Origin of the sequence: Novosphingobium sp. HR1a (assembly GCF_015594425.1) — a bacterium.
GTDB lineage: Bacteria > Pseudomonadota > Alphaproteobacteria > Sphingomonadales > Sphingomonadaceae > Novosphingobium > Novosphingobium resinovorum_A.
Window position 1 is genome coordinate 1 of record NZ_JABXWS010000019.1, and the last position, 7,792, is coordinate 7,792.

General features: G+C 64.3%; 12 protein-coding genes and 1 tRNA gene. 4 read left to right on the forward strand and 9 right to left on the reverse strand.

What is annotated here, in order from left to right; genetic code table 11:
* The coding region (locus HWN72_RS03200; RefSeq protein WP_248005778.1) for a GcrA family cell cycle regulator at positions 1-313 on the reverse strand (313 nt) is incomplete at its 3' end.
* A 93-nt stretch (positions 314-406) separates the two neighbouring features.
* On the opposite strand from HWN72_RS03200, the gene HWN72_RS03205 reads away from it, so the two are divergent.
* The gene (locus HWN72_RS03205) at positions 407-1,309 is read left to right on the forward strand and encodes an ABC transporter permease (RefSeq protein ID WP_036530212.1); all 903 of its coding nucleotides are present in this window, start codon (positions 407-409) and stop codon (positions 1,307-1,309) included.
* A 124-nt stretch (positions 1,310-1,433) separates the two neighbouring features.
* Positions 1,434-3,626, forward strand: coding sequence for a bifunctional diguanylate cyclase/phosphodiesterase (locus tag HWN72_RS03210; RefSeq protein WP_248005779.1), 2,193 nt, complete (start codon positions 1,434-1,436; stop codon positions 3,624-3,626).
* Positions 3,627-3,645: 19 nt separating this feature from the next.
* On the opposite strand, the gene hspQ is transcribed toward HWN72_RS03210, so the two are convergent.
* Positions 3,646-4,026: a heat shock protein HspQ gene (gene hspQ / locus HWN72_RS03215; RefSeq protein WP_008832682.1), complete on the reverse strand. Its 381-nt coding sequence runs from the start codon at positions 4,024-4,026 to the stop codon at positions 3,646-3,648.
* 155 nt (positions 4,027-4,181) lie between these two features.
* Here hspQ and HWN72_RS03220 point away from each other — a divergent pair.
* Together HWN72_RS03220 and HWN72_RS03225 are read left to right on the forward strand one after the other, a co-directional pair.
* Positions 4,182-4,271, forward strand: a tRNA-Ser gene (locus tag HWN72_RS03220).
* A gap of 152 nt (positions 4,272-4,423) precedes the next feature.
* On the forward strand, positions 4,424-5,764 hold the full coding sequence (locus HWN72_RS03225) for an integrase arm-type DNA-binding domain-containing protein (protein ID WP_211149800.1): 1,341 nt from the start codon (positions 4,424-4,426) through the stop codon (positions 5,762-5,764).
* 4 nt (positions 5,765-5,768) lie between these two features.
* Here HWN72_RS03225 and HWN72_RS03230 read toward each other — a convergent pair whose 3' ends face one another.
* From HWN72_RS03230 to HWN72_RS03260, 7 genes are all read right to left on the reverse strand, one after another.
* Entirely contained in the window at positions 5,769-5,957 is a 189-nt protein-coding gene (locus HWN72_RS03230) for an AlpA family transcriptional regulator (RefSeq protein WP_211149801.1), read from the reverse strand.
* Positions 5,954-6,652 carry a hypothetical protein gene (locus HWN72_RS03235; RefSeq protein ID WP_211149802.1) on the reverse strand — a complete coding sequence of 233 codons (699 nt, stop codon included), beginning with the start codon at positions 6,650-6,652 and terminating at the stop codon, positions 5,954-5,956. Before HWN72_RS03235 ends, HWN72_RS03230 begins: the two co-directional genes overlap by 4 nt.
* The gene (locus tag HWN72_RS03240; RefSeq protein ID WP_211149803.1) at positions 6,649-7,023 is read right to left on the reverse strand and encodes a winged helix-turn-helix domain-containing protein; all 375 of its coding nucleotides are present in this window, start codon (positions 7,021-7,023) and stop codon (positions 6,649-6,651) included. Before HWN72_RS03240 ends, HWN72_RS03235 begins: the two co-directional genes overlap by 4 nt.
* The gene (locus tag HWN72_RS03245; protein ID WP_211149804.1) at positions 7,023-7,280 is read right to left on the reverse strand and encodes a hypothetical protein; all 258 of its coding nucleotides are present in this window, start codon (positions 7,278-7,280) and stop codon (positions 7,023-7,025) included. Before HWN72_RS03245 ends, HWN72_RS03240 begins: the two co-directional genes overlap by 1 nt.
* Positions 7,277-7,495 carry a hypothetical protein gene (locus HWN72_RS03250; RefSeq protein WP_211149805.1) on the reverse strand — a complete coding sequence of 73 codons (219 nt, stop codon included), beginning with the start codon at positions 7,493-7,495 and terminating at the stop codon, positions 7,277-7,279. The genes HWN72_RS03245 and HWN72_RS03250 overlap by 4 nt, the downstream gene beginning before the upstream one ends.
* The gene (locus HWN72_RS03255; RefSeq protein WP_211149806.1) at positions 7,492-7,689 is read right to left on the reverse strand and encodes a hypothetical protein; all 198 of its coding nucleotides are present in this window, start codon (positions 7,687-7,689) and stop codon (positions 7,492-7,494) included. The genes HWN72_RS03250 and HWN72_RS03255 overlap by 4 nt, the downstream gene beginning before the upstream one ends.
* A 2-nt stretch (positions 7,690-7,691) precedes the next feature.
* The coding region (locus HWN72_RS03260) for a GapR family DNA-binding domain-containing protein (protein ID WP_211149807.1) at positions 7,692-7,792 on the reverse strand (101 nt) is incomplete at its 5' end.

Here is a 7,792-nt window from a genome sequence, read left to right on the forward strand (position 1 = left end):
CACGCTGCACGGGCGGCTGCGGCGCGGGGGCGGCGGCACGGGCGACCGGCGCTTCGACTCGCGGCGCGGGGGCGGGGGCCGGTTCGGGCGCGGCGGTGACTTCGGGCTTGGGCTTCTTCGGAGCAGGCGCGGGGCGCGCGGGCTTCTCGTTGGCCTTCACCGGGGAAGGGCGCGCCTTGAGGCCGAGGCGGTGCGCCTTGCCGATCACCGCATTGCGGCTGACGCCGCCGAGTTCGTCCGCGATCTGGCTGGCGGTGGAACCGCCCTCCCACATCTTGGTCAGCTTCTCGATCCGCTCGTCAGTCCAGCTCATTCCAGTTCCATCACTTCATGCGGGACGAGAGAATCGCCCCTGATTTCCAGGCGCCGCTTGCCTCGGAAGGCATCAGCCGATAGTCGCCGGTGCATGGCCGATCAACCCCATTCGACTGAGCTGCCCGGCACCTCCGGGATCCTGAACCCCGACGGCACCAACGGCAACACGACTCGCCGTTTTCCGGCAAAGGGAGAACCCCTGATCCACCAGGTGAACTGGGAGGGGCTCAAGACGCTCTATATGAAGGAGGTCAGGCGCTTCTTCAAGGTCCAGACCCAGACGATCTGGGCTCCCGCGATCACGACCATGCTGTTCCTGGTGATATTCACCGTGGCGCTGGGCCGGGGCGACCGTCAGGTGCTGGGCGTCAACTTCGCGACCTTCGTGGCGCCGGGGCTGATCGTCATGGGCATGATGCAGAACGCCTTCGCCAATTCCAGCTTCTCGTTCCTCGCGGGCAAGGTGCAGGGCACGATCGTCGATTACCTCATGCCGCCGCTGACCGAGGCGGAATTGATGGTCGCCATGATCGGCGCGGCCGTCACCCGCGCGGTGCTGGTGGGCCTTGCCCTGACGCTGGCGATGCTGCTGTGGCCGGGCGTGAGCCTGTCGATGGCGCATCCGTGGGCGGTCGTGTGGTTCGGCCTTGCGGGATCGGCCTTCCTGGCGCTGCTGGGCCTGCTCTCCTCGGTATGGGCGGAAAAGTTCGACCACAACGCGGCCGTCACCAACTTCGTCATCGCGCCGCTCTCGCTGCTGTCGGGCACGTTCTACGTGATCGACAACCTGGCGCCCGCATTCCAGGCGATCAGCCGGGTGAATCCGTTCTTCTACGTGATCTCGGGCTTCCGCTTCGGCTTCCTCGGCCAGAGCGATATCGGCGACACCAACATGGCCGTGCTGCACAGTGCACTGGGCGTCGGTGTGCTGGATGCGGCGCTGGCGACGGTGCTGTTCTTCGTCCTGCGGTCAGGTTGGAAGCTTAAGGGCTGAAAAGGCCCGTTATCCGTAAATATTCACATCGGACGACAGGCTTTCGTTAAGGAAAAGTTATTCGCTCTGGTGCAGGCAGTCGTGTGTGACATCACGATTGGCCTTGGGCGAAAATCGCAAGCGGATGGTCGGTCGGTTTACGGCTCCGATCGTGGCGGCGGCGTTGTGCCTGCTCGCCCTCATGCTCGGCTTGCTGGAATGGTCCGGGCACGAAGTCGATCGCATCGCCCGCAACCGCGATCACGCCATCGTCTCTCTGGTGCTGGCGCAGAGTATGGAGCGCGTCGCCCATGCGCAGGAGTCCTCGACCGTATGGGACGAGGCCGTCCGTGAGGCGCGCAAGCGCCCGCTGGACGAGCGCTGGCTCGACCTGAACCTCGGCGTCTGGTTCGAGGACTATGCCGGGATCGACGAGGTCTATCTGCTCGACCCGCAAGGCGCGCCGATCTACGCGATGCGGGCAGGCAAGCGCGCGCGTCCGGAAAGCTACATCGCGGTGGAAGACGCGACGCGGCCGCTGCTGTCAGGCCTGCGCCGCACGCCCATCATCCGCAAGCGCACGGAAGCCGACGTGGCGATGCTCTCGCCCGGACAAGCCGACATCGCCATCGTCCGCACGCGCCCGGCGATCATCAGCATCAAGCCGATCGTCACCGACAGCGGAACGCTCCGGCAAAAGCCGGGAACGGAAGCCCTGCATGTCGCAGTGGTCTATCTCGACAACCAGTTCTTCGGCGGCGTGGCCGAGCAGTACGGCCTTGCGGGAGCGCATTTCGCCCTCGCACCGCCCGCTAATAACGGGCAGCGCTCGGTAGCGCTCCACGACCGCGCCTCGCGCGTCGTGGGCTACCTCGTGTGGCAACCTTTCGCGCCCGGCAGCCAGGTCATCGCGGCACTGGCTCCGGCGCTGGCGATCGTCCTGCTGCTGATCACCGTAGTCCTCTTCGTGCTGGCGAGCCGTCTGGCCCGCCGGACGCATGACCTCGAGGAAAGCCGCCTCCACGCGCAGCACCGCGCCATGCACGACGACCTGACGGGCCTTGGCAACCGGGCGATGTTCGAGCAGCGGCTCGACGAGGCGCTTGCCCGCTCGCGCCGGCACCGCACACTGCTGGCATTGCTCTACATCGACCTCGACCGTTTCAAGCAGGTCAACGACACGCTCGGCCATCCGGCGGGCGATGCGCTGATCCGGCAGGTGGCGCGGCGGCTGGTCGCCGAAGTGCGCGGCTACGACATCGTCGCCAGGCTGGGCGGCGACGAATTCGCCATCCTCATCGGCGAGCCGGAGGGGCGGGCCTCGATCGAAGGCATCTGCGCACGCATCGTCGCGGAACTGGAGCGCCCCTTCGACCTGGCCGGCTCGCAGGCATTCATCGGCGCCAGCATCGGCGTGGCGGTCTCCCCGGTGGATGGCCTCGATCGCACCGAACTGACCCGCAAGGCCGACATCGCTCTCTACAAGGCGAAGACCGACGGCCGCAGCCGCTACGTCTTCTTCACGCAGGATATGGACCACGACGTCCGCTCGCGCGAGGAGACCTACCGGGAGCTGCGACTGGCGCTGGCGGACTGCGACCGGCAACTGGAACTGCACTACCAGCCCATCTGGTCGCTGGAAGACCGCCGCATGGTCGGCGTGGAGGCGCTGCTGCGCTGGCAGCATCCCGAGCAGGGCCTCGTCGCGCCCGGCGCTTTCATCCGCTCGGCCGAGGAGAGCGGTCTCATCACGGTGCTGGGTGAATGGGTGCTGCGCCGCGCCGTGCAGGATGCGCGCGCCTGGCCGGGTCTGCGCGTTGCCGTCAACGTCTCGCCGATCCAGCTGCGCAGCCGCAAGTTCGTCGAGATCGTGCGCGAGGTGCTGGGGCACGGCGGCGTGACCGCCGAGCGGCTGGAACTGGAACTGACGGAGACTGCGCTCATGGCGGCTTCCGGCGAAGTCGCCCGCTCGCTTGCGGACCTGCGCGGGCTTGGCGTGCACTGCGCGCTGGATGATTTCGGGACCGGCTACTCCTCGCTCAGCCATATCCGTGACATCGCGGTGGACCGGATCAAGATCGACCGTTCGTTCGTCAATGCAGTCGATACGGTGCCCGGGGCGGCATTGGTGGAAGCGATCGTCGGTCTGGCGCGCGCCAACGGCCTGCGCCTTACCGCGGAGGGCGTGGAAACCCCCGAACAGCTCGAGTTCCTGGAGCGGGTCGGCTGCCACGAAGTGCAGGGCTACCTGTTCTCGCGGCCTGTCCCCGCCTCGGCGATCGCCCGGCTGCTGACGAAGCGGGCAGGCGAGGGCGATCGGTCCTCCGCAGCGCTCTGAGCCGTATCGACGGGGGAAATCAGTGCGCCAGGCCGGGGCGCAGCTGGTAGCGGCCGTTGTCGTAATCGTCGAACATCTGCGACAGTGAGGGATGATCGACCGGCCCACCATCGGCGTCCCCGGTCAGATTCTGCTGGCTGACGTAGGCGACGTAGCTGGAATCGTCACTCTCTGCGAGGAGGTGGTAGAAGGGCTGGTCGCGCTTGGGCCGTACTTCGGCAGGGATTGCCTGGTACCATTCCTCGCTGTTGGCGAAGACGGGGTCAATGTCGAAGACGACGCCGCGAAAGTCGTGGAGTCTGTGGCGCACGACATCGCCGATGGCGAATCGTGCCCGCGTCCGCAGCGGTGCGTCGATGACACGCCCGGCCTGGGGCGAGAAGAATGACGCTCTGTTCATGGCCGAGATATAGGTTTCATGGGCATTTCAAACAAGCGAGCATGCGGGGCTGTTCCCGAAAATGTGAAATGAGGGCTTGGCAAGCGCGATCAGGTCCGCTAACGGCGCGCTTCCCGACCCGGTGGAACTTGGTTTCACCGCCTAAATCTTCTAGCGGAGAGGTGGCAGAGTGGTCGAATGCGCTGCACTCGAAATGCAGTGTACGGGAAACCGTACCGTGGGTTCGAATCCCACCCTCTCCGCCACTTACCTTTCCTCATGACGCTGTAAGTGCCCGATTTCAGGGCATTATTGCCGTTTTCAGGCGGGTCATGCGTCCACAATTGTCCCTGTTTGTTCTCATGCATCCGCTCTGCCATATGGTTCAGTCTATGGTACGCGATTCGGGGAATATGGTATGGGGGCGCTGAGCGACGCCAAGGTTCGCGGGGCGAAGGGCACCGGCAAGGCCTACAAGCTTTCTGACGGCGAGCAGCTTTACCTGCATGTTTCCGCTGCAGGCGGCCGGGTCTGGCGCATGAACTATCAGTTCGGCCGCAACGCTCAAGGCAAACCGGCGCAGAAGACGCTGACAATCGGCAATTATCCCGCGATCTCGCTCAAGGATGCACGGGATGCGCGAGACATGGCGAAGTCCATGCTGGCGAAAGGAACGGAGCCGAAACCTGCAGATCTATTCGCGCGCAGCGCGGCGCCAGTCGATACGCGGCCAACATTCCAAGATGTCGGCAGGGCATGGCATACGCTGCAGGCCAAGCAGTGGTCGAAGGTGCATGCAAAGGATGTGCTGGAAAGCCTCGAAAACGATGTCTTTCCCAGCTTGGGCCAGTTGCCGATTGCCGACATTGAGGCGCCGGCGGTTCTGGCTGTGCTGGAAAAGATCGTCGATCGAAATGCTGTTGAGACGGCGCATCGGGTGCGGCAGCGGATCAGCGGCATCTTCGTCTATGGTATCGCCAAGAATTTGGCCGAGCGAGATCCTGCCGCCAGTCTGGCGGTTGCGCTTCCCAAGAAAAAGAAGTCGAAGCGTCAACCCGCGATCACAGAATTACCGGCGTTGCGGCAAATGCTGGTAGACTGCGAGGGGGAGCGGTGCCGGGCGCAAACCAAGCTGGCAATGCGATTCCTTGCCCTGACAGCCGTGCGATCGAATGAGATCAACGGTGCGCGCTGGGCAGAGTTCGAGGATCTGCATGGTGCGGAGCCACTGTGGCGGATCCCGGCGCATCGCATGAAAGGCGACCTAGAGCGAAAGGAAGACGAGGAGGGCGACCACCTTGTGCCGCTGGCCCCGCAGGCCGTCGAGGTGCTGACGGCGATGAAGCCGCTGACCGGGGACCTTGACCTTGTGTTCCCGTCCGATCGGCATGTGCACCGCCAAATGAGCGAGAATACCTTGCGAGCATTGCTGATCCGGGCCGGATACTATCAGCGTCATGTCCCGCATGGGTTCCGATCAGCATTTTCCACGATCATGAATGAGCGCTGTGAGCGGGCTTGGAGGTCTGCAGGGCACAAGACGGCGTCACCTGATCGGGCGATCATCGATCTGATGCTTGCGCATGTGCCGGAAAATGACGTGGAGGGCGCCTACAATCGCGCCGCCTATATGCCCCGTCGGCGGGAGATTGCACTAGAATGGGCGAATATCGTGCTCGCGGATATGTGGCCGGCGGCCATCCATATCGGTCAGCCAATGCGGTTTGCGGCGACCGGGCCGGGTCGACCCGGTCGCTGAGGGATCAAGCGGCGATACCGCGGGTCCAGGCGTCTATTTCCGTTTCGACCCAGCGGGAGCACTTGTGGCCAAGCTTGCGCTGGGGCGGGAAGTTGCCGCTCTTCATCAGGGCGTAGATGTGGGAGCGAGACAGGGAGGTCCGCGCTATGACCTCGCTGATCTTCAGTAGCCTTTCGGGCGGTTGACTGGTCACGCCGCCATTTTCCTTTCTGCCTTGGTCGCGATCTTTTCGCGAGGTGGTATCCAGTAGGTCGGCGCAAACGGCGTTCCTCGGGAATCACGCGTGGGCGGGCAGTTCTTGTCCCACACCACCCACATGTAGTCGATCTTGCCGTGATCGTAGGCGTTGTCGCCCAGCTGCTCGATCTTGTCGCCGGGCGGCATCGACGGGCGCTCGCACAGGATCCACACGCCGATCGGCGTCTCGTCCGTGAACAGGCGGTAGCGGCCCTCGCTGGCGAGCCACTTGAGCGGCAGGAGCGCGCAGACCTTGTGCGTCGCGATCGACAGCGCCTGCCGGATGCACTTTTCCGCGAGGCCGCGCTTAAGCTTGCCGTCCTGGAATGAGAACGGCGGGTTCATCACGATCGACAACCGGCCCGACGCTTCCAGCAGGTGCCGCTGATCGCCAAAGAAATCATGCTGTCCGAGGAATAGCCGGTGTCCGGGATCCCGCGCGAAAAGGTCCGTCCCGTAGACGTGCGTGAAGCCGCGCTCGGACATGGCTTGGGGGATATGCAGCTGCCCGCAGAATGGATCGAGGTAGGTGACGTCCGCTTCCAGATCGACCACGTCTAGCAGGCGATGCGTGACCCATTTCTCCTCCACGTACCAATCCCATGGATGGCGCTTCTGCCCTTTTGGCCGGGCGGTGAGTTCGCCGCTCATCCGCGCGCCCTCCAGCAAAGCTGAACCGCGTAGGGGGAGCCAACCGTTTCCACGATTCCAGCGCGTTCCATTCGTTTGAGGCGAGTGCGCACCGCAGACGTCGCCAACCCCCGGTATCCATGCTCGCCCGCGAGGATATTGCGGATTACGTAGGTCATCACGCCGCTGGGCCTGCATTTCATCACCTCGAGGATCTTGATATCGGTCAGGTCGCGGCTCTGCAGGGTGACGGCGCACATGTCGCCGTCAGCTGCGCCGCCATCGACGCCGATTGCCGTGGGTTCGGCGCCGAAACAGTCACACGGGTCCATCCCGTAGCCAGCGTGATCAAGGCGGAAGGTTCCGGCACACCTAAGGCATTTCGAGGCCATCAGCGGTTCCTAACCATGGGAGAAACGCGCTTTGCGCTCGGGGAGCCGCTCGACGGCAAGGCGAGGTCGGAGAACGCAAAGCAGGCTGCTGGCACGTCTCCCGGATGTTCCTGCGTCAGGTGGATCGCACCGGGCGTTAAGGCGTGCCGCCTCGGGCTCCAGTCATCGATGATCGTGTCGATTCCGAACAGTCGAGCGAGGCGATCCATGTTGCGCGTCTTGCCACATGCTGGCGGGCCATAGACGACGATCGTCATGCGGCACCGCCCTGACGCACAGTTGCGCCGATGCGATTGCGGGTGCGCAGGTCGCGCTGGCGATCAGCGCGGTCATTGATGCCGGTGGTGATCTGGTTGAACTGGCGAGGGTTGATCAGCTGATGGGCGTAGAGGGCTTCCGCGCACAGGCGCATACGCTCCTCGACTGACTGGTTGGTCCAGTCCTTGGCGGGTTCGAGATAGAGAAACCTCATCGGTTGTCTCCTTTCGCGCTGGCGAGCGCGCCGGCGATGATGAAGGGGATCATCAGGATGGCGGCGATCAGGAACAGGGCGCGCGTGGCGGCCTTGATGGCGATATCGACGCGGCGGTCGCGGCATGCGCGCGGGGCGCAGGACCGACAGGCGCAGGCGATCGGGTGGACCATGTCCTTGGGACGGCGGCGCATGGTCAGTCGATCCCCAGCGCGTTCTTGTAGGTGTCCACGATCATGTCCATTTCGCGGCGATCGTCGGGCTGCATGCGGCGAAGCTTCACGATCACCTTCATGA

What these genes read in the sequence shown, in the direction of transcription:
- HWN72_RS03205 (WP_036530212.1), top strand. Translation starts at nt 407, where the DNA reads ATGGCCGATCAACCCCATTCGACTGAGCTGCCCGGCACCTCCGGGATC.
- HWN72_RS03210 (WP_248005779.1), top strand. Translation starts at nt 1,434, where the DNA reads ATGGTCGGTCGGTTTACGGCTCCGATCGTGGCGGCGGCGTTGTGCCTG.
- hspQ (WP_008832682.1), bottom strand. Translation starts at nt 4,026, where the DNA reads ATGAACAGAGCGTCATTCTTCTCGCCCCAGGCCGGGCGTGTCATCGAC.
- HWN72_RS03225 (WP_211149800.1), top strand. Translation starts at nt 4,424, where the DNA reads ATGGGGGCGCTGAGCGACGCCAAGGTTCGCGGGGCGAAGGGCACCGGC.
- HWN72_RS03235 (WP_211149802.1), bottom strand. Translation starts at nt 6,652, where the DNA reads ATGAGCGGCGAACTCACCGCCCGGCCAAAAGGGCAGAAGCGCCATCCA.
- HWN72_RS03240 (WP_211149803.1), bottom strand. Translation starts at nt 7,023, where the DNA reads ATGGCCTCGAAATGCCTTAGGTGTGCCGGAACCTTCCGCCTTGATCAC.
- HWN72_RS03245 (WP_211149804.1), bottom strand. Translation starts at nt 7,280, where the DNA reads ATGACGATCGTCGTCTATGGCCCGCCAGCATGTGGCAAGACGCGCAAC.
- HWN72_RS03250 (WP_211149805.1), bottom strand. Translation starts at nt 7,495, where the DNA reads ATGAGGTTTCTCTATCTCGAACCCGCCAAGGACTGGACCAACCAGTCA.
- HWN72_RS03255 (WP_211149806.1), bottom strand. Translation starts at nt 7,689, where the DNA reads ATGCGCCGCCGTCCCAAGGACATGGTCCACCCGATCGCCTGCGCCTGT.